Annotated in this window: 21 protein-coding genes and 1 riboswitch; of the genes, 12 read left to right on the forward strand and 9 right to left on the reverse strand. The window is 66.3% G+C overall.

Going from position 1 to position 25,253, the window contains the following annotated elements; all coding sequences use genetic code 11:
* The first annotated feature begins 50 nt into the window (after positions 1 to 50).
* Positions 51 to 635: a YajG family lipoprotein gene (locus NAV27_RS06735; protein WP_043295853.1), complete on the forward strand. Its 585-nt coding sequence runs from the start codon at positions 51 to 53 to the stop codon at positions 633 to 635.
* A gap of 118 nt (positions 636 to 753) precedes the next feature.
* Here NAV27_RS06735 and NAV27_RS06740 read toward each other — a convergent pair whose 3' ends face one another.
* Both NAV27_RS06740 and NAV27_RS06745 read right to left on the reverse strand, forming a co-directional pair.
* Entirely contained in the window at positions 754 to 2,115 is a 1,362-nt protein-coding gene (locus tag NAV27_RS06740; protein ID WP_102827556.1) for a DUF1329 domain-containing protein, read from the reverse strand.
* Between the two features lie 299 nt (positions 2,116 to 2,414).
* On the reverse strand, positions 2,415 to 3,581 hold the full coding sequence (locus NAV27_RS06745; RefSeq protein ID WP_102827555.1) for a 1-acyl-sn-glycerol-3-phosphate acyltransferase: 1,167 nt from the start codon (positions 3,579 to 3,581) through the stop codon (positions 2,415 to 2,417).
* 214 nt (positions 3,582 to 3,795) lie between these two features.
* On the opposite strand from NAV27_RS06745, the gene NAV27_RS06750 reads away from it, so the two are divergent.
* The 4 genes from NAV27_RS06750 to NAV27_RS06765 all read left to right on the forward strand — a co-directional run bounded on the left by NAV27_RS06750 (position 3,796) and on the right by NAV27_RS06765 (position 5,802).
* Positions 3,796 to 3,978, forward strand: coding sequence for a CPXCG motif-containing cysteine-rich protein (locus NAV27_RS06750; protein WP_102827554.1), 183 nt, complete (start codon positions 3,796 to 3,798; stop codon positions 3,976 to 3,978).
* Positions 3,978 to 4,238: a putative signal transducing protein gene (locus tag NAV27_RS06755; RefSeq protein ID WP_003287235.1), complete on the forward strand. Its 261-nt coding sequence runs from the start codon at positions 3,978 to 3,980 to the stop codon at positions 4,236 to 4,238. Before NAV27_RS06750 ends, NAV27_RS06755 begins: the two co-directional genes overlap by 1 nt.
* Positions 4,239 to 4,249: 11 nt before the next feature.
* Complete coding sequence (locus NAV27_RS06760; RefSeq protein ID WP_102827553.1) at positions 4,250 to 4,870, forward strand: SOS response-associated peptidase; 621 nt, start codon at positions 4,250 to 4,252, stop codon at positions 4,868 to 4,870.
* A gap of 119 nt (positions 4,871 to 4,989) precedes the next feature.
* Positions 4,990 to 5,802, forward strand: coding sequence for a M48 family metallopeptidase (locus NAV27_RS06765; RefSeq protein WP_102827552.1), 813 nt, complete (start codon positions 4,990 to 4,992; stop codon positions 5,800 to 5,802).
* An 18-nt stretch (positions 5,803 to 5,820) separates the two neighbouring features.
* Here NAV27_RS06765 and NAV27_RS06770 read toward each other — a convergent pair whose 3' ends face one another.
* The 4 genes from NAV27_RS06770 to NAV27_RS06785 all read right to left on the reverse strand — a co-directional run bounded on the left by NAV27_RS06770 (position 5,821) and on the right by NAV27_RS06785 (position 9,213).
* Entirely contained in the window at positions 5,821 to 6,264 is a 444-nt protein-coding gene (locus tag NAV27_RS06770; protein ID WP_037019936.1) for an ester cyclase, read from the reverse strand.
* 80 nt (positions 6,265 to 6,344) lie between these two features.
* Positions 6,345 to 6,932: a TMEM165/GDT1 family protein gene (locus NAV27_RS06775; RefSeq protein ID WP_102827742.1), complete on the reverse strand. Its 588-nt coding sequence runs from the start codon at positions 6,930 to 6,932 to the stop codon at positions 6,345 to 6,347.
* Positions 6,933 to 6,959: 27 nt separating this feature from the next.
* A riboswitch (yybP-ykoY riboswitch) is annotated at positions 6,960 to 7,141 on the reverse strand.
* Between the two features lie 41 nt (positions 7,142 to 7,182).
* Entirely contained in the window at positions 7,183 to 8,187 is a 1,005-nt protein-coding gene (locus tag NAV27_RS06780; protein WP_102827551.1) for a methyltransferase, read from the reverse strand.
* Positions 8,188 to 8,250: 63 nt separating this feature from the next.
* Positions 8,251 to 9,213, reverse strand: a complete 963-nt coding sequence (locus NAV27_RS06785) for a 2-hydroxyacid dehydrogenase (RefSeq protein ID WP_102827550.1) — start codon at positions 9,211 to 9,213, stop codon at positions 8,251 to 8,253.
* Between the two features lie 71 nt (positions 9,214 to 9,284).
* Between NAV27_RS06785 and NAV27_RS06790 the strand changes: the two genes are divergently transcribed.
* The 6 genes from NAV27_RS06790 to NAV27_RS06815 all read left to right on the forward strand — a co-directional run bounded on the left by NAV27_RS06790 (position 9,285) and on the right by NAV27_RS06815 (position 19,995).
* Positions 9,285 to 9,911 carry a LysE family translocator gene (locus tag NAV27_RS06790; protein ID WP_043295861.1) on the forward strand — a complete coding sequence of 209 codons (627 nt, stop codon included), beginning with the start codon at positions 9,285 to 9,287 and terminating at the stop codon, positions 9,909 to 9,911.
* A 102-nt stretch (positions 9,912 to 10,013) separates the two neighbouring features.
* Positions 10,014 to 11,696 (forward strand): fatty acid--CoA ligase, encoded by a 1,683-nt coding sequence (locus NAV27_RS06795; protein ID WP_102827549.1) that lies wholly within the window; start codon positions 10,014 to 10,016, stop codon positions 11,694 to 11,696.
* A 67-nt stretch (positions 11,697 to 11,763) separates the two neighbouring features.
* Positions 11,764 to 13,113 (forward strand): D-serine ammonia-lyase, encoded by a 1,350-nt coding sequence (gene dsdA, locus NAV27_RS06800; RefSeq protein ID WP_102827548.1) that lies wholly within the window; start codon positions 11,764 to 11,766, stop codon positions 13,111 to 13,113.
* Between the two features lie 138 nt (positions 13,114 to 13,251).
* Complete coding sequence (locus NAV27_RS06805; protein ID WP_102827547.1) at positions 13,252 to 13,905, forward strand: YiaD family glycine zipper/OmpA-like lipoprotein; 654 nt, start codon at positions 13,252 to 13,254, stop codon at positions 13,903 to 13,905.
* 154 nt (positions 13,906 to 14,059) lie between these two features.
* Positions 14,060 to 17,767: a CHASE domain-containing protein gene (locus tag NAV27_RS06810; RefSeq protein ID WP_102827546.1), complete on the forward strand. Its 3,708-nt coding sequence runs from the start codon at positions 14,060 to 14,062 to the stop codon at positions 17,765 to 17,767.
* Positions 17,768 to 17,871: 104 nt separating this feature from the next.
* On the forward strand, positions 17,872 to 19,995 hold the full coding sequence (locus NAV27_RS06815) for a two-component system response regulator (protein ID WP_043295866.1): 2,124 nt from the start codon (positions 17,872 to 17,874) through the stop codon (positions 19,993 to 19,995).
* A 7-nt stretch (positions 19,996 to 20,002) separates the two neighbouring features.
* On the opposite strand, the gene yihG is transcribed toward NAV27_RS06815, so the two are convergent.
* From yihG to NAV27_RS06830, 3 genes are all read right to left on the reverse strand, one after another.
* Positions 20,003 to 20,908 carry a 1-acylglycerol-3-phosphate O-acyltransferase, YihG family gene (yihG, locus tag NAV27_RS06820; protein ID WP_054093618.1) on the reverse strand — a complete coding sequence of 302 codons (906 nt, stop codon included), beginning with the start codon at positions 20,906 to 20,908 and terminating at the stop codon, positions 20,003 to 20,005.
* A 129-nt stretch (positions 20,909 to 21,037) separates the two neighbouring features.
* Entirely contained in the window at positions 21,038 to 23,134 is a 2,097-nt protein-coding gene (pta, locus tag NAV27_RS06825) for a phosphate acetyltransferase (RefSeq protein WP_102827545.1), read from the reverse strand.
* 128 nt (positions 23,135 to 23,262) lie between these two features.
* On the reverse strand, positions 23,263 to 24,450 hold the full coding sequence (locus NAV27_RS06830) for an acetate kinase (protein ID WP_043295869.1): 1,188 nt from the start codon (positions 24,448 to 24,450) through the stop codon (positions 23,263 to 23,265).
* 242 nt (positions 24,451 to 24,692) lie between these two features.
* On the opposite strand from NAV27_RS06830, the gene NAV27_RS06835 reads away from it, so the two are divergent.
* Positions 24,693 to 25,178 carry an FKBP-type peptidyl-prolyl cis-trans isomerase gene (locus tag NAV27_RS06835; protein ID WP_043295870.1) on the forward strand — a complete coding sequence of 162 codons (486 nt, stop codon included), beginning with the start codon at positions 24,693 to 24,695 and terminating at the stop codon, positions 25,176 to 25,178.
* Positions 25,179 to 25,253: the final 75 nt, after the last annotated feature.

Raw genomic sequence — 25,253 nt, forward strand, 5'->3', positions numbered from 1 at the left:
CCGGTATACTGCGCCGCGTTCGTCATCCCCCTCACTTGGAGAAAAACAGCATGCTGCAGCGCCTGTTGTTCGGACTTGTCGCGGTTATTGGACTGGCTCTCGCAGGCTGTGCCCACAGCCCGCAGCAGCTCGATCCCAGCCCCAAACTGCTGGGCACCATCAATCCGGTCGGCCAGGGCCAGCCGGTCGTCGTGCGGGTTGTCGACGGACGTCCGTCGCCCACGCTGGGTACGCGTGGCGGTCTGTACCCGGAAACCAGCGCGGTGATCGTGCCGAGCGAGAAACTGCTGCCCAAGCTGCAGGCGCAGACCGAAGCGGCCGTGCGCCTGCTGGGCTTCACACCTTCGCCCAATGCCTACAACGCACCGCAATTGACGCTGACCCTGGCCGAACTGAAGTACCAGTCGCCCAAGGAAGGCCTGTACGTCACCGAGGCCAACATCGGCGCAACTCTGCGCGTCGACGTGCAGAACTCCGGTCGCCGCTACAGCGGACGCTATGGCGCCTCGCTGAATCAGCGCTTCGGCATGGCGCCCAACGAGCAGACCAATACCAAGCTGGTCAGCGACGTGTTGAGCGATGCGCTGACCCGCGTGTTCAAGGACCAGAGCATCGGTCAGTTGCTGGCCCAGTAAGTGCTGACGAGGCACTTGCCGCACCCATGAAAAAGCCCGCAATTGCGGGCTTTTTCGTTTCCTACGAGTTGGTGCTGGCGGAATGAACGCCCGGTCCCCGGGGCGTTCTTCCTGTGCCTCAGCGGACGCCGGCGTTGCGCAGGGCGGCCGGGGTGTACTGGTTGGAGTTGGCCTTGTAGTTGTAGGTGTAAGGCGTCTTCTCCTCGTTCTTCATGCCCATCACCAGATAGCGCCCGGAGATCAGGTCATACAGGGTTTCCACGGCATACAGCGGCACCTGCACGTTGTAGACCTGCTGCGCATGCGCCTCGGCAACGCGCCACAGCTGGTTGCGGCCGTCGTAGTGGTCGATCACCGCGGCCTGCCAGGTGTCCTCGTCGATGAACAGGTGGCGCTTGGCGTAGATGTGGCGGTCGCCCGGCTTGAGCGTCGCCTCGACTTCCCAGACGCGGTGCAGCTCGTAGCGCGTCAGGTCCTGATTGATATGGCCGGGCTTGACGATGTCGTCGTACTTCAGCTGCGGCGAGTCCAGGCGGTAGGAGTTGTAGGGAATGTACAGCTCGCGCTTGCCGACCAGCTTCCATTCGTAGCGATCCGGCGCGCCGTTGAACATGTCCAGATTGTCCGCGGTGCGCAGTCCGTCGGCCGCCGTGCCGGGGCCGTCGTAGGCCACCTGCGGAGCGCGGCGCACACGGCGCTGGCCGGCGTTGTAGATCCAGGCCATGCGCGGTTCTTTCACCTGATCGAGGGTCTCGTGCACCAGTAGCACATTGCCCGCCAGGCGCGAGGGCTCGGTCACCTGCTGCTTGAAGTAGAACAGCACGTTGCCATGCTTTTCGGCGTTGTAGTCGGTCAGGGTATTGGCGTAGACCACCTCGTCGATGAATTTGACGAGGCTGTAACTACCGTTGACCTGCGGTGTGGCCTGTGCGATCACGCGGCGCACGGAGGCACCGCGATAGCGGGTGATGTGGTTCCAGACCACCTGCAGGCCGTCCTGCGGGATCGGGAAGGCCAGTGCCGTGTCGAAGTTCTCCAGGCCGTTGCCGCCACGCACCAGCGTGGTGTTGCGCGCGTTGCGCGCCGCGGCATCGTAGATGTGCTGCGGCAGCGCGGCGCTGCGGCGGGTTTCGTATACCGGCAGGCGATAGGTTTGCGGATAGCGCTTGAGCATGGCGATCTGGCCGGGGCTCAGGTTGTCCTGATACTGCTCGTAATTCTGTGCGGTGATGGTGAACTTCGGCTGGTCGGCGGCGAACGGATCGCCGACGAAACCCTCGGCGCTCACCGGCGCGGCATCCACGGAAAGACCGCCGGTCCAGACCGGAATGGTGCCGGCGGCATTGCCGGCGCGCTCGGCGCCCACCGGGGTCAGGCTGTCGCCGAGCTTGGCGGCGTCCGCCTCGGATACCGCCGCGCTGGCGCTGCCGGCCAACAGGGCGAGTGAAAGAGTCCCCAATTTGAAAAGTGTCGTGCGCATCGTTGTGGTCCTGTGATCCTTGTTGTTGTGTCCCGGCGAAATGCCTGCGCAGTGCCGCATGCGAACCCTCATCGCGCGCGGCGCAGGCTGGTGGCGGGCCCCTCGAATTGCCTTCGCCGCCTGGGCGGAGGCTCTAGTTCGCCGCTTCGGGGGTATTCGGAGGGTGAGGGTGGGGAGCCCCCCACGTCAAGCCGATCCGGCGAAGGGCGGAGCATCAGCGGCATCAATAATGCAGCCGTGCCTCTTGCCAATTGGCACGGCACGGCATGGACAGCGGGAGCGCCGGCGCGGCGCCCCCTTCAGAGGGGCAGGCCGGCGTTCAGACGGTACTGGTTGCGGACCGGGTTGGCGTACTGCTGGATCAGGTAGGGTTGCTGCTCGGGCGGGCAGGCGGCCAGGCGCGCGCCCCACTGCGCCTCGGCGCGTTGCAGCTCGGCCGGTTCGAACAGCTCGGCCGCGCTTGGCACGCTGATCGCGGGATCCTGCGCGTCCCACATGCGGTACGCCAAGTAGTGCACCGGAAACAGCCGGTAGCCGCAGAGAATTTCGCGGTCGAGGGCGGCGGCCAGCTCCTTCGGATCATCCGCCACCTGGCTCATCGGTGCGCCGAAGTGCACGTGTACCCGGCCCTTGTAGCCGGTGATGCCGAGCGCGATGCTGGCGTCGTCCTCGCCCGGCGCCTTGGTGTAACTGCCGGTGGTGGCGCGGGTGTAGAGCTCGCGCGCCTTGGCCAGGTCGCAGGGGTCGTATTCGTAGCTGATCGCCACTGGCGTCGGTTGCAGCGCCGCCAGCACCTCGGCGAAGGGCTGGTCCTTGCGGCTCATGTGCACCATCTTGAGGATGGCCGAGTCGGTGCGATCATCACCGTCCTTGGCGCGTCCCTCGGCCTGGGCGATCCATACCGACTCGCCGTCCTCGCGGATGGAGTGGTTGATGTATGCCGAGAGCACCTGGTAAGCCGCGAGCTTCTCGCGTCGCGTGGTGATCGAGCGGCGCACGATGAAGCTCTTGTTCAGCCGCATCAGATCGCTGACGAAGGGGCGTTGCAGCAGGTTGTCGCCGATGGCGATGCGCGGGGTGCGGATGCCGGCGTGATAGACCGCGTAGTTGACGAAGGCCGGGTCCATCACGATGTCGCGGTGATTGGCGAGAAACAGGTAGGCGCGTCCGGGCTGCAGGTGCTGCACGCCCGAATAGGTCACCCCGTCGGTGGCCCGTTCGATGGTCCGGTCGACGTAGGCTTCGATCTTGTGCTGCAGCGCGTCGACCGAATCGATCGTGGCGAATTCCCGGCGCAGACGATGGGCGATGATCGGCTTGAGCAGCCAGCCGAAGGTGTTGGCCAGCCGCGGGAAGCGAAAGCGCAGCAGGATGTCGAGGAAGTCCCGATCGGTGAACAGGCGGGACATGACTGCCGGTACTTCGGCGTCGGCATAGGGTCGGATGGCTTCGAATTCGTCCATCATGCTCTCTGGTTGGAAGGAAACGGCGCAAGACCGCGCGACCTCACTGCGACACGGACGCGCTATACAGTAGGAAGGCGACGGCGCATGACCCGCGCCAACGCGGATGCGCCCCGAGCCTGCTGTCCGGCCGTGCCTGCCGGATTGTCACGGCGAGTTGCGGTAGTGGGCTGAAACTGGACGGCGATTATAGCGGCAAGTCACGAGGGAGACGTCCATGCTGGAATCACAGCTTTACCAATGTCCGTACTGCGGCGAATCGGCCGAGGCGCTGCTCGATCTGAGCGGCGGCGATCAGCAGTACGTCGAGGATTGTCCGGTGTGCTGCCGGCCGGCGGTATTCGATCTGAGCGTCGATGGCGAAGACTGGCAGCTGCAGGTTCGCCGGGAGGACGAGTGATGCAGCGCATCTACGAGCCGCGCGACCTGCTGGAGGCGCAGATGCTCACCGGCATGCTGGCCGATGAGGGCGTCGAGGCGTTTCTTGCCGGCGGCCATCTGGTCGGGGCGGTGGGCGAGCTGCCGGCGATCGGCCTGCTCGGGCTGATGGTGGCGGACCGTGACGCCGCGAGGGCGCAGCAGCTGATCGCCGCGTACAATGGCGCGCTGCCGCTGCCGGACGATGAACCGCAGAGTTATCCCGGCGAACTGATCTGCTGACGAGTGCCGTTATGTGTGGCCGCTATGCCTTTTTCCGCTGGAGCCCGGCGTTTGCCGCGTTGCCCGGGTTTCCCGCCGAGCAGGCGCCGCACTGGAACCTTGCGCCGGGCGCACAGGTGCTGCTGTTGCGTAGGTGTGAGGACGGCCTCAGGCTCGATCGCGTGCGCTGGGGGCTGACGCCTGCCTGGCTCAGCGATCTGACCCGCACGCCCGCGCAGGCGCGTGCCGAGACGCTGGCCGAACAGCCGATGTTCCGCGAAGCCTTCCGCCTGCGCCGCGGGCTGCTGCCGGCCAACGGCTTCTATGAATGGCGCGGCACGGCGCGCAAGCGGCCGTACTGGATGACCGCCGAAGGCTCGCTGATGTACTTCGCGGCGCTGTGGGAGGCCTATCCGGTGGAGGGTTACACCTACCTCAGCGCCGCGGTGGTCACCGTCGCGGCCGCCAACCAGCGGCGACCGCTGATTCTCGACGAGGCCGCGCAGGCTGCCTGGCTCGACCCGCAGGCTTCGCCGCAGACCCTGCAGGCACTGCTCGGTCAGGTGCAGCCAGCGCTGCGCGAGCGCCCGCTGGCGACGTTGGTCAACGACCCGCAACTCGATGCGCCCGAGTGCCTGACGCCGGCCAACTGAGGCAGTCGAACGATCGTCAGCCGGTTGTCGAACCGCCGCCGGCGGCCGCCCAACAGCCTCGGTTGCCTGAGCGTCGACGCCGCTCTAATCTACCGCGCAGTTTCCCCGGAGAACGCTCCATGCCCAAGCTGCAACCCTTGTCCGTGCTGATCGCCGCCGCGCTGCTGGCCGGCTGCCAGGCCGTCAACACCACCAGCGGCGGTGCCGTCGGCGTCGACCGCAAGCAGTACATGTTCAGCATGCTGTCGACCGAACAGGTCAACCAGATGTATGCCCAGTCGTATCAGCAGACGCTGAGCGAAGCCTCCAGCAAGGGCGTGCTGGCCAAGAGCGGGCCAATGACGCGGCGCGTCGACGCCATCGCCCAGCGCCTGATCGCCAAGGTCCCGGTTTTCCGCCCGGATGCGGCGCAGTGGGACTGGGCGGTCAATGTCATCGACAGCCCGGAACTCAACGCCAACTGCGGCCCGGGCGGCAAAATCATCTTCTACACCGGGCTGATCGAGAAGCTTCAGCTCAGCGACGACGAGATCGCCGCGGTGATGGGCCACGAGATCGCCCACGCCTTGCGCGAGCACGGCCGCGAGGCGATGTCCAAGGCCTATGGCGTGCAGATGGCCACCCAGCTCGGTTCGGCGATGGGTGTCGGTAGCGGCAGCCTGCAGCTGGCGAACATGGGCGTCGAATATCTGATGACGCTGCCCAACAGCCGGGGCAACGAGAACGAGGCGGATCTGATCGGTCTGGAGCTGGCCGCGCGCGCCGGCTACAACCCCAACGCGGCGCTGACCCTGTGGGAGAAAATGGCCTCGGCGGGCGGTTCGGCGCCGCCTGAGTTCATGAGCACCCACCCGTCCTCCAGCACGCGTACCGCGACGCTCAAGGCCAATATCCCGAAAGTGATGCCGCTATACGAGCAGGCGCGTCGCTGACTAGCGCCCGGCCGGCGCTCAGCTGGCCGGCAGAAAACCGGAGAGCGCGCTATGCAGCCCGAGCTGCAGGCGCGCATTTTCCAGATCGATCAGCGTGCTGATTTCCTCGATGTCGCCGGCGCTGTTCAGCGTCCAGGTGCTGACCGCCGCGATGGCGAGAATCTTGTCGCTCGCCGGCCAGCCCAGCAACGGTTGAGTCAGGGTGCCCATCACCGTGCTGGTGGTGATGACCTTGTGGCCTTCGCAGAGACACTCATCGACCATCACTTCCAGGTCCGGCATCGCGCCGCGAACCGCGCGCACCAGCTCAGCGAAGCCGGCCGCGTTCAGCGGCTGGCTGAGCAGCGAGCTCTTGTAGCTGAAATAGCGGCTCTGCAATTGCTCGGAAAGGGCCAGTCGGCCCTTGTTCCAGCTCAGATCGATATGAGTGCAGACTCGTTTCTTGCGTCCATCCGCTGACATGCAGCCGGTCTCCTCGGGGTGCTGGGTGCTGCGGCTGAGCACTCTAGCAGCTCCCCCGATTCGCGGATTTGCGCTGCGTATCAGCCTGAGAGCATGCCGCTGAGCTTCAGCGCCTCGTACACGGCATACAGCGCCAGCAGACCGAAGCCGGCGGCGGCCACGCGGCGGATCAGCGTCAGCGGCAGGCGGTCGGCGGCGAAGTGGCTGACCAGCACCACCGGCACGTTGGCGATCAGCATGCCGGCGGTGGTGCCGAGAATGACCAGCAGGAAATCCGGGTACTGGGCGGCGAGCATCACGGTGGCGATCTGCGTCTTGTCGCCCATCTCTGCAATGAAGAAGGCAATCACCGTGGCGACGAAGGGGCCATAGGGTCGGCCCAGCTTGGCTTCGTCTTCATCCAGCTTGTCTGGCATCAGCGTCCACAGCGCGACGGCGGCGAAGCAGGCGGCGAGAATCCAGCTCAGTGCGGCGGGCGAGAACAGCCCCGAAACCCAGCTGCCCACAGCACCGGCAGCCGCGTGATTGGCCAGCGTGGCGACCACGATACCCCAGATGATCGGCCACGGGCGCCGATAGCGGGCGGCGAGCAGAAGGGCAAGCAGCTGCGTCTTGTCGCCGATCTCGGCGAGCGCAACGATCAGTGTGGGGATGAAGAACGATTCCAAGCGATATTCCTCAGGGCGGGTCGACATGAACACCATGACATGCACGACCTGCCCGCCCCGGGCCAGGTGTTCATGTCATGGGTCTTGTCAAACCGACGGCGAAACGTGGTGGTCACGATCGCGCGGGTCGCATGCGCCATGATCTGCCGATCAAGTGTGTTGACGCATGCCAGGCGGGCTGGCGCTCGCCCGAGACTACTCCCCCAGGGACGGGCGCGAGTTTGCCCAAGCGCTACGGGTTTCGCAACCGCTACGGCTGATGTACGGCGCGGTAGATGCGAAAGCCGTCGGCCTCGGCGAGGGTCTGGCAGTGGCCCAGATGGGTCTCGATCAGCGGCGGATAGCGCAGAAAGGCGTTGGCCACCAGACGCAGCTCGCCACCAGCGGCCAGGTGCCGCGCGGCGCGTTCGAGCAGCGCTTCGCTGGCCTCGTAACTGGTGTGCACGCCGTGGTGGAACGGCGGATTGCTGACGATGGCGCTCAGCTCGAACGGCGCCGCGTCGATGCCGTCGCCGGCGATCAGCGTCGCCTCCAGACCGTTGGCGGCCAGGGTCAGGCGGCTGCTCTCGAGGGCGAAGGCATCCACGTCCAGCAGGAACAGCTCGCTCTGCGGATAGCGCCGCTTCAGGGTGGCACCGAGCACGCCGGCGCCGCAGCCGAAGTCCAGCAGTCGGCCGGTCGCGGGCAGGTCGTCGAGGTGTTCGAGCAGCAGGGCGCTGCCGCGATCCAGCCGGCCGTGGCTGAACACCCCGGGCAGACTGACCACCTGCAGCGGACCGTCCGCCAGCTCCAGCTGGAAGCGTTCGGCCAGCGCGCTCAGCTCGGGGTGGGCCGGGGTCTGCTCGACCTGCACCTGCCAGAGCTGGCAATGCCGCGCGCTGTCGAGCTTGCGTGCATGGCCGAAGGCGGCCAGCTGGCGCGCGGCGCGCTCCACGCCGGCGCGTTTCTCGCCGACCAGATACAGCGGGCGGCCGGCGAGGCGCGCGGCCAGCGTCTGCAGCAGGTACTCGGTCAGCTCGCGGGATTTGGGCAGGAACAGCACGGCGGCCTCGAAGTTGCCGGCCGGCGCATCGACGCCGAAGCTGCAGCGTCCGGCAAAACGCCGCTGCAGACGCTGCTGCTCGCCCGCATGCCAGCTCCAGCCGGACGCCTGCGGCAGCTGACCGAGCAGGTCGTCGGCCGGCAATCCGGCCAGCAGCAGCTTGCCGTCGAACAGCTGCGCCTGCCGCAGCATTACTTCGCTTCGCGGGTCCATGAGGCCTCCGGAAAAAGCGGCGAGCTTAACAGCCTTTACCCACCGCCATCAGCGCCCGTCGCTTCAGTTCACCTGCCGCGTCGGCGTGCCGGCGGCGAATGCCGTGGCGTTCTCCGCCAGCTGGCCGACGATGCGCTGGCGTGCCTCGCGGCTGCCCCACGCGCTGTGCGGCGTGACGATCAGCCGTGGCACATCGGCGGCCAGCAGCGGATTGTCATCGCTGGGTGGTTCGCTGGTCAGCACGTCGGTGGCCGCGCCGCCCAGGTGGCCACGGCGCAGGGCGTCGGCCAGCGCCTGTTCGTCGACCAGCCCGCCGCGCGCCGCGTTGATCAGAAATGCGCTGGGCTTCATCAGCTGCAGTTCGCGCGCGCCGATCAGGTTGCGGGTCTGCTCGGTCAGCGGGCAATGCAGTGTCAGCGCATCGACCTGCGGCAACAGCTCCTCCAGATCCAGGCGTCCCGGACGTGGCGGACGCCCCGGCAGGTTGCCGGTCAGGACGCGCATGCCGAAGGCTTCGGCCAGGCGCGCCACGGCGCTGCCGAGTTCGCCGTGACCAAGCAGGCCGAGCGTTTTCCCCTCCAGCTCGACGATTGGGTAATCCAGCAGACAGAACTGCCCGCTCTGCTGCCAGCGCCCGCGGGCGACGGCGGCCTGGTAGTCCGGCAGGCGGGTAGCCAGTGCCAGCAGCAGCATCAGCGTGTGCTGGGCCACGGTCGGCGTGCCGTACGCCTGGCAGTTGCAGACGGTGATGCCGCGCCGGCGCGCCGATTCCAGGTCGACATTGTTGGTGCCGGTGGCGGCGATCAGGATCAGCTTGAGGTCGGCGCAGCGGGCGAGCGTTTCGTCGGTCAGGGCGAGCTTGTTGACGATCGCCACCTGCGCGCCCTGCAGGCGCTCGACGATCTCCTGCGGCGCGCTCTGCGTGTGGCAGATCAGCTCGTCGAAGGCGGTCCGCAGCGGGGCGAGATCGAGATCACCCTGGTCAAGCGGGGCGAGATCGAGGAAAACGGCGCGATAAAGGGTCATCAACTGTACCTTTCGAAGTGGCACGGACTGGTCGAAAATACAGCCCGAGACGAATGAGCGAGGGATAGATCGTGTACTGGATGGAGTTTCTGACCGTAGCGCTGGTGCATCTGCTCGCCGTGGCCAGCCCCGGACCGGATTTCGCGGTGGTGGTGCGCGAGAGCGTGACGCAGGGGCATCGGATCGGCAGCTGGACGGCGCTGGGCGTCGGCTGCGGCATCTTCCTGCATGTCGCCTACTCGCTGCTCGGGATCGGCCTGATCGTCTCGCAGTCGATCGTCCTGTTCAACCTCTTCAAATGGCTGGCGGCCGCCTATCTGCTCTATCTGGGCTGGCGTGCGCTGCGTGCCCGGCCGCAGGCGCCGACCGACGTGACGGCTGCCGGTGGAACGGTACGTTCGGCCGGCAGCGCCTTCGCCATGGGCTTCGTCACCAACGGCCTGAATCCCAAGGCCACGCTGTTCTTCCTGTCGCTATTCACGGTGGTGATCAACCACGATACGCCGCTGCTGGTGCAGGCCGGCTACGGTGCCTATCTGGCGATCGCGACGATCTGCTGGTTCCTGCTGGTGGCCTGGCTGTTCAGCCGGGCCCGCGTGCGCGCTGGCTTTGCGCGCATGGGGCACTGGTTCGATCGTGCCACCGGAGCGGTGCTGATCGCGCTCGGCGCACGGCTGGCGCTCAGCGAAATTGGCTGAAGCGCCATGGCCGCTCGACGGAAAAATCCTACTTTGGACTGATTTTGCCCCGCTTGCGACGCTCTAGAGTGCACCTACAACTCCAAGAAAAAGGATGCCCTCATGCTGCAGACCCGCGTGATCAAGCCCGCCGCGACCGCCTATCAGTACCCTCTGTTGATCAAGCGCCTGCTGCTGTCGGGGCTGCGTTACGAGCGCAGCCGCGAGATCGTCTACCGCGACCAGCTGCGTTTCGACTACCGCACGCTCAACCAGCGCATCGCGCGACTGGCCAACGTGCTGACCGCTGCTGGCGTCAAACCGGGTGATACGGTGGCGGTGATGGACTGGGACAGCCACCGCTACCTCGAATGCATGTTCGCCATTCCGATGATCGGCGCGGTGGTCCACACCATCAACGTGCGCCTGTCGCCGGACCAGATCCTCTACACCATGAATCACGCCGAGGACCGCTTCGTGCTGGTCAACAGCGAGTTCGTGCCGCTCTACCAGGCCATCGCCGGGCAGCTGAGCACCGTGGAGAAGACCCTGCTGCTCACCGACGGCGAGGCCGTCACGACTGATCTGCCGGGCTGCGTAGGCGAATATGAAAGCCTGCTGGCGGCGGCCGAGCCGCATTACGACTTCCCCGACTTCGACGAGGATTCGGTCGCCACCACCTTCTACACCACCGGCACCACCGGTAATCCGAAGGGCGTGTACTTCACCCATCGTCAGCTGGTGCTGCATACGCTGGCGGCGGCGGTGACTGTCGGCTGTCGCGAGAATCCGCAGCTGATGGGCGCCGGCGACGTCTACATGCCGATCACGCCGATGTTCCACGTGCACGCCTGGGGCCTGCCATACGTCGCCACCATGCTCGGGCTCAAGCAGGTGTATCCGGGGCGCTACGACCCGGATTTCCTCATCGAGCTGTGGCGCCGCGAGCAGGTGACCTTCTCCCACTGCGTGCCGACCATCGTGCAGATGCTGCTCAATGCCAAGGCCGCGCAGGACGTGGACTTTGCCGGCTGGAAGATCACCATCGGCGGCAGTGCGCTGACGCGCGGGCTCTACGACGCGGCCCGTGCCCGCGGGATGAACCTGATCGCCGCCTATGGCATGTCGGAGACCTGCCCGCTGATCTCCGGTGCGCACATTAACGACGAGCTGCTCGCCGCCGATGACGAGACCCGTATCGCCTATCAGCTCAAGGCCGGCGTGCCGGTGGTGCTGGTGGACGCCGCGATCCAGACGCCGGATGGCCGCTTCCTGCCCGCCGACGGCGAAGCGCAAGGCGAACTGGTGCTGCGCGCGCCCTGGCTGACCCAGGGCTATTTCAACGAGCCGGAGAAGAGCGAGGAGCTCTGGGCGGGCGGCTGGCTGCACACCGGCGATGTGGCGGTGATCGACGAGATGGGCAACATCGATATCCGCGACCGCCTCAAGGACGTGATCAAGACCGGCGGCGAGTGGGTTTCCTCGCTGGCGCTCGAAGGGCTGATCAGCCAGCACGCGGCGGTCCGCGAAGTGGCGGTGGTGGGCGTGCCGGACGAGCGTTGGGGCGAGCGGCCGTTCGCCCTGCTGGTGCTGCGCGAAGGACAGACGCTGACTGCCCAGGCGCTGAAGACCTTCCTCGAGCCCGCCGTGGCGCAGGGGCATATCAACAAGTGGGCGGTGCCGCAGCAGATCGCGGTGGTCGGCGAGATTCCCAAAACCAGCGTCGGCAAGCTGGACAAGAAGCGCATCCGCCTGGATATCGCCCGCTGGCTGGAGGAGGGGCACGCGGCGATCTCGGCGCTCTGACGCTGCGGCTGACGCTGGTGGGTGGCTCCTGTTAGGGTCGGTACACACCGTCGACAGGAGCCCTCCGATGATTCACGGCAAGACACTCGAAGCCTGGTGCGCCAGCCATCCGCTGCTCAGCGAGCTGCTGGCCCTGCGCGAAACCACGTGGTTCAACCCGGCCATCGCACCGACCGCGACGGCACTGGCCGATGTCGGCCTGACGGCGGAGGACGTTGCCGCGGCCAGCGCCCGCCTGCAGCGCTTCGCGCCCTATCTGGCCAAGGTCTTCCCGGAAACCGCGGCGGCCGGCGGCATCATCGAATCGCCGCTGGTGCCGTTGCCGACGTTGGGGCGCCAGCTGCTGGACGAGATCGGCGTGGCCGCGGGCGGCGCGCTGTGGCTGAAGGCGGACAACCAGCTGCCCATCTCCGGCTCGATCAAGGCGCGCGGCGGTATCCATGAAGTGCTCAAGCACGCCGAAGATCTCGCGCTGCAAGCCGGCCTGATCCGTCCCGGCGATGATTACGCCGCGCTGGCCAGCGACGCCGCCCGGGCGTTCTTTGGCCGCTACCGTATCGCTGTCGGGTCCACTGGCAATCTCGGCCTGTCGATCGGCATTGTCAGTGCCCGGCTAGGCCTTCAGGCGACCGTGCACATGTCGGCGGACGCCCGCCAATGGAAGAAGGACCGGCTCAGGGCCAGCGGCGTGACGGTGGTCGAATACGCCTCGGACTACAGCGTCGCGGTGGCCCAGGGGCGCGAACAGGCGGCGGGCGATCCGAACTGCTATTTCGTCGATGACGAGAACTCGCCGCAGCTGTTCCTCGGTTACGCGGTCGCCGCCGAGCGCCTCGCGCGGCAGTTCGAGCAGGCCGGCATCCTGGTCGATACCGAACACCCGCTGTTCGTCTATCTGCCGTGTGGCGTCGGCGGCGGCCCCGGCGGGGTCGCCTTCGGTCTCAAGCTGGCCTTCGGCGATGCGGTGCATTGCCTGTTCGCCGAGCCGACCCACTCGCCGTGCATGCTGCTAGGCGTCTACAGCGGGCTGCACGATGCGGTCAGCGTGCAGGATTTCGGCATCGACAACGTCACCGCGGCGGATGGGCTGGCGGTCGGGCGGCCGTCCGGTTTCGTCGGCAGGGCCATGCAACGGCTGATCGACGGCTACTACACGGTCACCGACGAGACGCTCTCGCGCCTGCTGGTCAACGCCTGGGAGCTGGAGCAGGTGCGCCTGGAGCCTTCGGCGCTGGCGGGGATGCCGGGCCTGCAGCGCGTGCTGCGCGCGCCCGTTTACCTGCAGCGGATCGGCGTCGATCCGGCGCGGTTGGCGCGCGCGACGCATCTGGTCTGGGGAACCGGTGGCAGCATGGTGCCGGAGGCGGAGTTCGCGGCCTATCTCGCCCAAGGGCGGGCGCTGCAGCGGCAGGTATGAACCGGTGCGCCGCGCGCCGCGCGGTTCTGCTGCCTTGGTTGCAGTCCTGCGGCGCTGGCCGGTGTTAATCTAGCGCTGCGTTCGGGGAGCGCCGGCATGTTGCGCGCCCTGGTCACTGACGAAACGAAGGAAGTCCATATGAAAAAGCTGAACTTGACCGCCGCTGCGGTGGCCGTTGCCCTGCTGGTCGGTTGCACCACCAACCCTTACACCGGTGAGCGCGAAGCCGGCAAGGCGGGTATCTATGGCGGCATCGGGGCGGTCAGCGGCGCGGTGATCGGTGCGGCGACTTCCAGCAAGAAGGACCGCGCCAAGGGCGCGCTGATCGGCGCGGCAGTCGGTGGCGCGGCCGGTGGCGGCTACGGCTACTACGTCGACACCCAGGAAGCCAAGCTGCGCCAGACGCTGCAGGGCACCGGCGTACAGGTGCAGCGCGAGGGCGACAACCTGACCCTGATCATGCCGGGCAACATCACCTTTGCCAGCAGCTCGGCGGACATCTCCAGCAACTTCTATCCGACGCTGAATTCGCTGGTACAGGTGTTCAAGGAGTTCGACAAGAACGGAGTGGACATCGTCGGTCACACCGACAGCACCGGCTCGCTGCAGCTGAACCAGGACCTGTCCAACCGTCGCGCGCAGAGCGTGGCGTCCTACCTGATCAGCAACGGCGTGCCGTCCTCGCGCATTTCCGCCTCGGGTGTCGGCCCGAGCCAGCCGATCGCCAGCAACGACACGGCCGCCGGCCGCGCGCAGAACCGCCGCGTCGAGATCAATCTGCGTCCGCTGTAACCCCCCGCAATATCCGGCGGAGCCGCAATGGCTCCGCCGCTGCCGGAAAGCCGGCGTCATGAAATCCGCCCCTCCGTTCGTCGCACGGAACCTCTGTCCGCTTCGTGACTCTCAAGCACTTGAAGCACGCCAGTAATGGCGCAGAGGAGGTCGAATGGATGATCGTCCCGCTCTCCATTCCCGCAAGCCTTGGCTGCCTTTGTTCGTCACGCTGGCGTTGATGGCGGGGCTCGGTGGATGGATCGGCTGGCAATGGCATGCTCAGGAAACGCGCAACCGCATCGAGCAGGAACAGCGCTTCACCTTTGCCGTCGATGACATCGAGCACACGCTGCGCGAGCGCATGCGTGCCTATGAAATGGTCCTGCGCGGTGTCGCCGGGTTGGTCGCGGGCAGCGACAGCGTTTCCCTGGACGATTGGATGCGCGCGGCCGATCAGCTGCAGCTGCAGGATTTCTACCCGGGCATCCAGGCCGTGGCGCTGGCGCGCTATGCCACCAGTCAGACGATCGAGGCGCAACTGAAGGCGATCCGCAAGTCCGGACGCGAGCGCTTTCGCATGTATCCGCCCGGCGTGCGCGACGAATACCTGATCGTCGACTACATCCATCCCGTCGACTGGCGCAACCGTCGGGTGTTGGGATTCGACCTGTTCAGCGAGACGTTCCGCCGCGAGGCCGCTGCAGCGGCGCGAGATAGCGGCAATCCGGTCCTGACCGGGCCGTTGCGGCTCAAGCAGGAAACCGAGCAGAACGTGCAGACCGGCGTGCTGCTCTACCTGCCGCTGTACCGTACCAACGCGCCGACCACTACCGAGGAGGAGCGGCGCAGCGCCTTTGTCGGTACCTTGCATGGCGCCTTCCGGTTGACCGACCTGATGGAAGGCATCCTCGGTTCGCGCAGCAGCGCGCTGCAACTGCAGCTACGGGACGCCGCTGCACCCGACGTGCCGCTGCTCGCCGGGCGCCGGCCGGCCAATGAGGAGGCCGGCTTCCAGCGCACGCGCAACATCTACATGTATGGCCGCAGCTGGCAGCTGAAGGTGGCGAGCACGCCCGAGTACGAAGCGGTGCTGCGCCACAGCAATCGCACGTTCGATCTGGTGTCGCCGCTGCTCGCGGCTGCGCTGTTCTCGCTGTTGATAGGCGGCTATCTCTATCTGCGCGAGCGCGCGTTGCGGGCCAGCCAGCGGTTGAGCGTGCAGGCGCAGGAACGCGAGGCGCGCTTTCGCCAGCTCATCGAGCAACTGCCGGTGGCCACCCTGCTGTGCAATGCCGCCGGACGGATCGAGCTGGCCAACCAGAGCGCCGCCAGCCTGCTCGGCTCCAACGCCGGGCTGCTGGCCGGCGAGCGGGTCAGCCGCTACCTGCCGTTCCTGCTGGGCGGCGATTCGCTGGCCCAACGCAGCGGGCTCCATCAGCAGGAAACCCAGGCGCTGCGCGAGGACGCCAACCCGGTGCCGGTTGCGCTCAGCCTGACCAGTTTCAACCATGACGAGGCGCGCTACTACGTGCTCAACCTGCTCGACCTGCAGGCGCGCAAGCGCGACGAAGAGCGATTCCGCAACGTGGTCGAGGCGTCGCCCAATGCCTTCGTGCTGGTCGACAGCGAAGGACGCATTGTCATGGTCAATCGCCAGACCGAGTTGCTGTTCGGCTATGAGCGCGAGCAGCTGCTCGGCCAGCCGGTCGAATTGCTGTTGCCTGAAGCGGCGCGCGAGGCTCACCGCGGGGTTCGCCAGGCATATGTTGCGCATCCCGAACCGCGGCGGATGGGCGGCAACCGCGAGTTGTTCGGCCGCCATCGCGACGGCAGCCAGGTGCCGGTGGAGATCGGCCTGTCGCCGCTGCGCAGCGGCGACGAGCAATTGGTGCAGGCGGTGATCATCGATATCAGCCATCGTAAGGCGGCCGAGCGCCGCCTGCGTGACCAGGCCGACCAGCTGGTGGTCGCCAATCGCTACAAATCGGAATTTCTGGCCAACATGTCCCATGAGCTGCGCACGCCGCTCAACAGCATCCTGATCCTCAGCGACCAGCTGCGTCAGAACGGCGCCGGCAACCTCACCGACAAGCAGGTACGGCATGCCGACATCATCTACCGCGCCGGCCACGATCTGCTGCAGCTGATTAACGACGTGCTCGACCTGGCCAAGATCGAGGCCGGGCACCTGCAGCTCAAGCTCGAGCCGCTGAATCTGCGCGACCTGTTGGCCGAGACCGAGGCGGCGCTGGCGCCGATGGCGCAGCAGAAGGGCCTGAAGCTGACGCTGGAAGTGGCGTCCAACGTTCCCGAGCGGCTGGAAAGCGACCGCCTGCGCCTGCGGCAGATACTGCATAACCTGCTGACCAATGCGCTGAAGTTCACCGAGCACGGCGAGGTGCAGGTGCTGGTGCGTTGCCTTGCGCAGGGCGGCGCGAGTGGTGGCGATACGTTGCAGATCGAGGTGCGCGACACCGGCATCGGTATCGCCCGGGACCAGCATGAGCGGATCTTCCAGGCCTTCCAGCAGATCGATGGCTCGATCAGCCGGCACTACGGGGGTACCGGCCTGGGGCTGGCGATCACCCAGCAGCTGGTGACCGTACTGGGTGGCCGGATCGAGCTGCAGAGCGAGCCGGGACAGGGTTCGCGCTTCACCGTCGAGCTGCCGCTGCCGGAGCGTCGCCTGGCGCTGCCGAGCACCGAGCGGCCACGCGGCGACGAGCCGAGCCTGCTGATTGTCGAGGGCGATGGCGTGTTTGCCGCGCTGCTCGATGAAGTCGGCCAGAGCCACGGCTTCGTCAGCACGCGCTGCGCCACCGGCAACGAAGGACTGGCGATGCTGCGCGAACGGCGTTTCGCAGCGGTGATACTCGACATCCTGCTGCCGGATATCAGCGGCTGGCAGGTCTATCGCGAGCTGCGCGCCGACGAGCGTTTGCAGGGATTGCCGGTCGCGATCATTTCCAGCGTGCCGCAACCGGGCGACTGGCACGACGATGACGCGCGCTACCTGACCAAGCCGGTCGACCGGGTGACGCTCGAACAACTGTTCATCGAGCTGCGCCGCCAGGGCCACAACCCGCTGCGCCTGCTGCTGGTCGAAGGCGATCCGCAGCGGCGACGGGAGATTCGCGACTGTTTCGAGACGCTGGGCTACAGCGTGACGGCCACCGGGCACAGTGAGTCGGCGCGCCTGGCGTTCGCCCAGCAGGCGTTCAGTGCGCTGGCTATCGATTTCGATCTGGCCGATGGCAACGGCCTGGAGCTGCTCGAGGCGCTCGAGCGCCTGCGGCCGCTGCAGGGCATGCTGGTGCTGGTGAGCAGCCAGGCACCGCTGGACGACGAGCAGCTACAGCGTCTGCGGCGCTATTCGGCGGTGCTGCTGGCGAAATCCGACAGCCCCGAGCGCATCGGCGAGTTGGTGCGCCAGGCCTCGGCGACGGAGAGGTCCGAGACGATGCACCAGACTCCGCGCCCGGAACTGGGTCGTCAGGTGCTGCTGGTCGGCGACGACGTGCGGCTGATCTATTCGCTCAGTGCCGATCTCGATCAGCTGGGCCTGCAGGTTGAGCCGGTGACCAGTGCCGAGTCGGCGCTGGCACGGTTTGCCGAGGGTGCCTTCGATCTGGTGCTGCTGGACATGAGCCGAGCGGACGCAGAAGGTGTGATGTTGCCCGCCGCGCTCAAGGGCGAACACGGCTGCCAGGTGCCGATCATCGCCCTGGTCGAGGATGCCGGCGAGGAGCAGCGCCAGCGCTGTCTGGCGCTCGGCGCCGATGATGTGCTGGCCAAACCCGTGGAGCGCGCCGCGTTGGCGACGCTGTTGCAGCACTGGCTGGGCCTGCAGGCGGAGCAGGGCAAGGCTGAAGAGGAGTAGGGGAGCGGTGGGAGTAGACGCTGGATTGGCCGCAAACAGGTACGGCGCCGTGACGCGCGAGGGTGCCCGCGTGCACGTGCGCACAGCGATGCGGGGGGGCTTCTATGGGCCGAGCGCAGCTTAGAACGCAGCCGCGCAGCCGCACGCTGCTGGTGGTGGATGATCGCGAGGCCAATCTGGTCGCGATGGAGGCCCTGCTCGGCGACGGCGACTGGCAGGTGCACAGCGTCAATTCCGGCGAGGCGGCGCTCAAGGCGCTGCTCGAACTGGACGTCGAGCTGGTACTGCTGGACGTGCAAATGCCCGGCATGGATGGCTTCGAGGTCGCCCGGCTGATGCGCGGCAGCCCGCATACGCGCTACACGCCGATCATTTTCGTTTCGGCCATCGCGCACACCCGCGAGTCGGTGTTGCGCGGCTACGCCAGCGGCGCGGTGGATTTCATTCTCAAACCGTTCGATCCACAGGTGCTCAAGCACAAGATCAATACGCTGCTGGCACACGAACACAACCGTCGCGACCTGCAGTTGCTTTCCCAGCAGCTCGACAGTGCCCGGGCCTTCAACGCCTCGGTGCTGAGCAACGCCGCCGAGGGCATCCTGGTGGTGGGTGAGGACGGCTATGTCACGTTCGCCAATCCGGCCATCGCCGAGATGCTGCACGCCCGCGTGGAGGACCTGCAGGGCACCGCGCTGCTGGCGCATCTGGCGGTGCCGGAGGTGGGCGTGCCGTGGCGCGAGTCAGAGTTCTACGAGCACTGGCGCAACGGCGCGACCTACCGTCTGCACGAGGCGCAGCTCTACAAGAGCGACGGCTCGACGCTGCCGGTGGCGCTGTCCAGCTCGCCGTTGCCACGCCAGCAACGCTCGATGGTGGTCATTGCGCTGGATATGTCGGTGGTGCGCAACCTGCACGTGCAGCTGGAGACCCAGGCGGTGACCGACTCGCTGACCGGGCTGCTCAATCGCCGCGGTTTCCACCAGGCGCTGGAGTCGGCGCTGGCGCGGGTCGACCGCAACGGCAAGCGCATGGCGATCCTGTACATCGACCTGGACGGCTTCAAGCGCATCAACGATTCACTCGGTCACGACGCCGGCGACGAGATCCTCTGCAAGGTGGCGCGGCTGTTGGAAACCTGCATGCGGCCCTACGACATCATCGCGCGCATGGGCGGCGACGAATTCACCGCGCTGCTGGACTCGCTCGATCATCCGGAAGATGCGGCGCGCGTGGCGGAGAAGCTCATCGAGCTGATCTCGGTGCGTCACCGTGTCGAAGGCACCGAGGTCACCCTGGGCGCGAGCATCGGCATCGCGCATTTTCCCGACAGCGGGCAGAGCGTCGACGAGCTGCTGCGCTCGGCGGACATGGCCATGTACGAGGCCAAGCGTGCCGGGCGCCGACAGTATCGCTTCTTCTCCGACGAGATGAACGGCCGTGCCCACACCCGCCTGATGATGGAGGAGAACCTGCGCAGCGCCATCGAACGCAACGATTTTGAGCTGGCCTACCAGCCGCAGATCATGCTCGAGAGCGGCCGGCTGCGTGGTTTCGAGGCATTGCTGCGCTGGCCCAACGGGCAGAGCGGGCAGGTCGAGCCGGGGGTGTTCATTCCGCTGCTGGAGGAGACGCGGCTGATCGAGCGAGTCGGCGACTGGGTGCTGCGCGAGGCCCTGAATCAGCATCGCCTGTGGCCGCAGGCGCTCGACGAAGGGCTGATTCTCAGCGTCAACGTCAGCCCGGTGCAGTTTGCCCGCGCCGGCCTGCTGGACAGCCTCCAGCGCCTGCTCGATGAGTACCAGCTGCTGCCGGCGCAGCTCGAGCTGGAGGTCACCGAAGGCACGTTGATGCAGGATCTGGAGCAGAGCTGCGACAAGCTGCGGCGCCTGCGCAAGCTGGGGGTGCGCGTGGCGATCGACGATTTCGGCACCGGCTATTCGTCACTGGCCTACCTGCGCCACTTCGAGCTGGACACGCTGAAGATCGATCGCCTGTTCATCACCAACATGCTTGACTCTCCACGCGATGCGGCGGTGGTCAATGCCATCATCGACCTGGGACGCAACCTGGGGCTGGAGGTGATTGCTGAAGGCGTCGAGAGCCTGGCGCAGCGCGAGTGGCTGCTCGCCAATGGCTGCGATGTGATGCAGGGTTTCCTGGTCTCGCCGGCGGTCGCCCCGGCACAGGCAACCGCCTTTCCGGCGCGGGTGAGCTGGGAGTCGTGCTGAGACCGCCTCAGCGCGGCGGGAATTGCGCGTGCAGGCTGGCCAGCTGGGCATCCTTGGCGGTCCACAACTGGTTGACCCACTGCTGGAACGCCAGCCGATACGCCTCGTCCTGATCGTAATTGCGGCCGAGAAACTCGCCCGGAATCTCCCGTCGTTCGATGCGCAGCACCACCTGGCGGATGCGTCCGGCGAGCAGGTCCCAGAAGCTGGGGCGACCGTCGGGATAGTGGATGGTGATGTCGATCAGTGCGCTCAGCTGTTCGCCCATCGCGTCGACCACGAAGGCGATGCCGCCAGCGCGCGGCTTGAGCAGGTGGCGGAACGGCGAGTCCTGCTGGTCGTGCTTGGCGGGTGTGAAACGCGTGCCTTCGAGGAAGTTGAACACCGACACCGGATTGGTGCGGTAGCGCTCGCAGGCGCGGCGGGTGGTGGCGAGGTCCTCGCCGCGTTTTTCCGGGTGCTTGGCCAGGTATTCCTTGCTGAAGCGCTTCATGAAGGGGAACTCCAGCGCCCACCAGCACAGACCGATGACCGGCACCCAGATCAATTCCTGCTTGAGGAAGAACTTGAGGATCGGCATGCGGCGGCTGAGCTGGTACTGCAGCACCAGAATGTCGGCCCAGCTCTGATGGTTGCTGGTGACCAGATACGAATGGTGCATGTCGACCAGCTCGCGGCCTTGGACATTCCAGTCGATGGTCCGCGCCAGGTTCATCCAGAAGCTGTTCACCGACATCCAGGATTCGGCGATCCAGTGCATGCCGTAGCGCAGCGTGCGCTGGATCGGCGCGAAGGGCAGCACCAGCTTGAGCAGGGCGAGGGCGAACAGTGGCCAGCACCAGAACAGGGTATTGAGCGCGAGGATAAGCGCGGAAAGTACGCCGCGCAGCGGCGCGGGAAGGAAGCTAAGCATGGCTGGCTCGTCGATACGGCTGAGTCGAGTCGCCAAGAGTAGCGATTATGCAGGCATCTGTAACTATCTGAAGTGACAGTAAAAAGCCCGCCCGCGCGAGGCGCGGGCGGGCTTTTTGGGGCGCGGACGTCAGGCTTTCCGGTTGGCCGCCTGCAGTGCGGTGAGGGCGATGGTGAAGACGATGTCCTCGACCAGCGCGCCGCGCGACAGGTCGTTCACCGGCTTGGCCAGGCCCTGCAGCATCGGGCCGACGCTGAGGCAGTTGGCGTTGCGCTGCACAGCCTTGTAGGTGGTGTTGCCGGTGTTCAGGTCGGGGAAGATGAACACGGTGGCCTGACCGGCGACCTTGCTGTCCGGCGCCTTCTGCTTGCCGACGCTGAGTACCGAGGCGGCGTCGTACTGCAGCGGGCCGTCGATCGGCAGCTGCGGTGCGCGCTGTTGGGCGATGCGGGTGGCTTCGGCGACCTTCTCCACCTCGGCACCACTGCCGGAGCTGCCGGTGGAGTAGCTGATCATCGCCACGCGCTGCGGCACGCCGAGGGCGGCGGCCGATTCGGCACTTTGCAGGGCGATCTCGGCCAGTTCGGTGGCGCTCGGATTCGGGTTCACCGCGCAGTCGCCATAGACCAGCACCTGATCCGGCAGCAGCATGAAGAATACCGAGGACACCAGGCTGTAGCCCGGCGCGGTCTTGATCAGCTGCAGGGCCGGGCGGATGGTGTTGGCTGTGGTGTGCACGGCGCCGGAAACCAGGCCGTCCACCTCATCCAGCGCCAGCATCATGGTGCCGAGTACGACGGTGTCCTTGAGCTGCTCGCGCGCATCTTCGGGCGTCAGGCCCTTGGCCTTGCGCATTTCGCACATCGGCTCGACGTAGCGGTTGGCGATCAGATCCGGATCGAGGATTTCCAGGCTGGCAGGCAGGTTGATGCCCTGCTCGCGGGCGACCTGCTCGACTTCGGCCGGCTTGGCCAGCAGCACACAGCGGGCGATGCCGCGCTCCTGACAGATGGCCGCGGCGCGAATGGTGCGCGGCTCGTTGCCTTCCGGCAGGACGATGCGCTTGTTCGCGTCTTGCGCACGCTTGACCAGTTGATAGCGAAACGCAGCCGGCGACAGACGCGGCTCGGCACGCGGGACGCTGCAGCGGGTGTGCAGGAATTCGGGGTGCAGGTGCTTGGCGATGTAATCGGTGACCAGGCTGGCGCGCTCGATGTCGTCCGACGGGGTTTCCTTGTTCAGGCCGAACAGGTTGTTGGCCGTGTCATAGGAGTTGGTGCTCACCATCATCACCGGCAGGCCACCGGCCAGTGCGGTCTTGCACAGTTCGAGAATGCGCGGGTCCGGCGTGAAGTCGCCGGTCAGCAGCAGGCCGGCGAGCTTCTCGCCGTTGAGCGAGGCCAGGCTGGCGGCGAGGATGATGTCGTCACGATCGCCCGGCGTCACCACCAGTACGCCGGAGCGCAGCAGCTGCACGGTGTTCGGCACGGCGCGGGCGCACAGCACGATCTTGCCGACGCGGCGCTGATCGGCTTCGCCGGCGTTGAGCACCTGCGCACCGAGCAGTTCGACGATGTCACGGGTACGCAGCGCGTTGAGTTCTTCGGCGAAGGGAATAGCGCCGAGCAGCTGGAAGTCGGAGCTGCCGAGCAGCGGCAGATGTTCCTTGAGGCGCTCGACGAAGGCCGGCACGCCGTCCTCGCTCTTGACCTTGTTGAGGATCACGCCGAGCACCTTCGGGTCCTTGGCGCCGCCGAATTGCTGCGCCTGGATCTCGATGCGCTCGGCCATGCGCTTGATGCTGTCCTTGCCTTGGGCGGCGATCAGGATGATTTCGGCGTCCAGGCTCTTGGCCAGCTGGGTATTGATGCGCGAGGTGTAGTCGGAGCTGGTGGTCGGCACCATGCCTTCGACGATGACCACGTCCTTGCCGGCAGCGGCGTGCTGGAAGCGGCTGACCACTTCCTCGAGCATCAGGTCCAGCTCGCCGTCGGCCAGCTGTCGCTCGACCTGTTCCAGCGCCAGCGGTTCGGGCGAGGGCAGGTTGAGGGTTTTTTCGACGAGGATGCAGGAGCGCTCACGGCCCTGGTCGACCGGGAAGGGTTGTGCGATCGGCTTGAAGAAACCGACCTTCAGGCCGGCGCTTTCGAGCGCGCGAATCAGGCCGAGGCTGACGGAGTTCAGACCGCCGCCGAAACCGGTTGGGGCTAGAAACAGAGTGTGCATGGGTTCTCCTTCAGGGGAGCGGGGAGCTCTGGCTGCAGAATGCGGGGCCGCAGGCGGGACGAGCGAAGGCCCGGCGACCTTTCGGTCTCCGGGCCTGCGAGACAGGCATCCCGCCTGTCGGGGGCGAATCAGGCGTCGAGCAGCGCAAGGGTGTCCAGAGCGATCTGGCGCTCTTCGTTGGTCGGCACCACCAGGACGCGGCGGCTGCCTTCGGCCTGGATCTCGCCGGACACACCGCGGGTGCAGCGGGCGTTGGCCGCGTCGTCAAGCTTGAAGCCGAGCAGCTTGAGGTGCTGGAGGGTGCGTTCGCGCACGGCAGCGGAGTTTTCGCCGATGCCGCCGGTGAATACCAGGCCGTCCAGGCTGTCCAGGCCGCAGGACATGGCTGCCAGCGACTTGGCCAGGCGATAGCAGAACACCTCGAACGCCAGCACGGCGCCCGGATGACCGGCATTGCGGGCGTCGGCGAGGGTGCGCATGTCGTTGGACAGGCCGGACAGGCCCTTCAGGCCGCTTTCCTTGTTCAGCAGGTTGTCGATCTTGGCCAGATCCCAGCCGAGGGTGCGGTTGAGGAAATAGTGCAGGCTCGGATCGACATCGCCGCTGCGGGTGCCCATCACCAGGCCTTCCAGCGGGGTCAGGCCCATGCTGGTGTCGCGGCTCTCGCCGTTCTGCACCGCACAGGTGGAGCAGCCATTGCCCAGGTGAGCGACCAGCCAGCCGCTGTTCTCCACCGGCAGGCCGGTCATTTCGGCGGCGCGTCGGCTGACGAAGCGCAGGCTAGTGCCGTGGAAGCCGTAGCGACGCACGCCGTGCTCCTCATAGAGGAAGCTCGGGATCGCATAGCGATAGGCATGCGGCGGCATCGTCTGGTGGAACGCGGTGTCGAACACGCCGACCTGCGGCAGTTCGGGGAACAGGTTGATGGCTGCGTGGATGCCGCTCAGGTTGGCCGGGTTGTGCAGCGGTGCCAGCTGGATGTTGGCTTCGATGCTGGCCAGGGTTTCGTCGGTGAGCAGAGTGGAGGCGAAGAACTTCTCGCCGCCGTGCACCACGCGGTGGCCGATGCCGTCCAGATGACCGCCGGCGGCGTCTTCGACGCGCGGCAGGATCTGCGCGAGCGCGGCCTGGTGGTCGGCATTCGGTACCTTGACGCTTTCCTTGCCGGCGGCGCTCTCGAAGTGGATGACAGCCTCTGCGGTACCGATGCATTCGGCGAGACCTTGCAGCGGGAAGGTAGCTTGCGCTTCGTTGACCAGGGCGAACTTGATCGACGAGCTGCCACAGTTGATCACCAGGATGTTACGAGCCGGCATCGGTGCTCCTTGATTCACTGAAAGTTATTGATATGAAGTGACAAAAGAATCTCAGGCAGCCGGATTCTTGCATAACCATAGTAAAAGCGATGCCATCCAAAGGTTGTAGTCGGGCTGTCGATGGCACTACACGATTTGCTCATCGGGAACCACGCTGTCCGTTGCTCGGCCTTCGGTTCACATTCGGCCTGGCGCGCGGTTAGACTGTGTCGTCCATTTTCCCCAAGCAAAGGTTTGAGCCCATGCTGATCGCCGCTAACAAGGCTGTCTCAATCGACTACACCCTCACCAACGACGCCGGTGAGGTGATCGACAGCTCCGCCGGCGGCGCGCCGCTGGTCTACCTGCACGGTGCAGGCAACATCATTCCCGGCCTTGAAAAGGCGCTGGAAGGCAAGCAGGGCGGCGACCAGATCCAGGTCACCATCGAGCCGCAGGATGCGTATGGCGAGTACAGCCCGGAGCTGGTCGCCACCCTGAACCGCGCCATGTTCGAAGGCGTCGACGAGCTGGAAGTCGGCATGCAGTTCCATGCCTCCGGTCCGGATGGCGGCATGCAGATCGTCACCATTCGTGACGTCGAGGGCGACGATGTGATCGTCGACGGCAACCATCCGCTGGCCGGCCAGCGCCTGAGCTTCGACGTCAAGATCGTCAGCGTCCGCGACGCCAGCGAGGAAGAAGTGGCCCACGGCCATGTGCATGGCGAAGGCGGTCATCACCACTGATTGGCACGCCCGCGGCGCCGGTCGTTGCAGACCGCGCCAGGTCGAGCTGATCGTGTAGAAGGCGCTCCGGTTGCG

The sequence above is a fragment of the Stutzerimonas degradans genome (assembly GCF_024448505.1).
GTDB lineage: Bacteria > Pseudomonadota > Gammaproteobacteria > Pseudomonadales > Pseudomonadaceae > Stutzerimonas > Stutzerimonas degradans.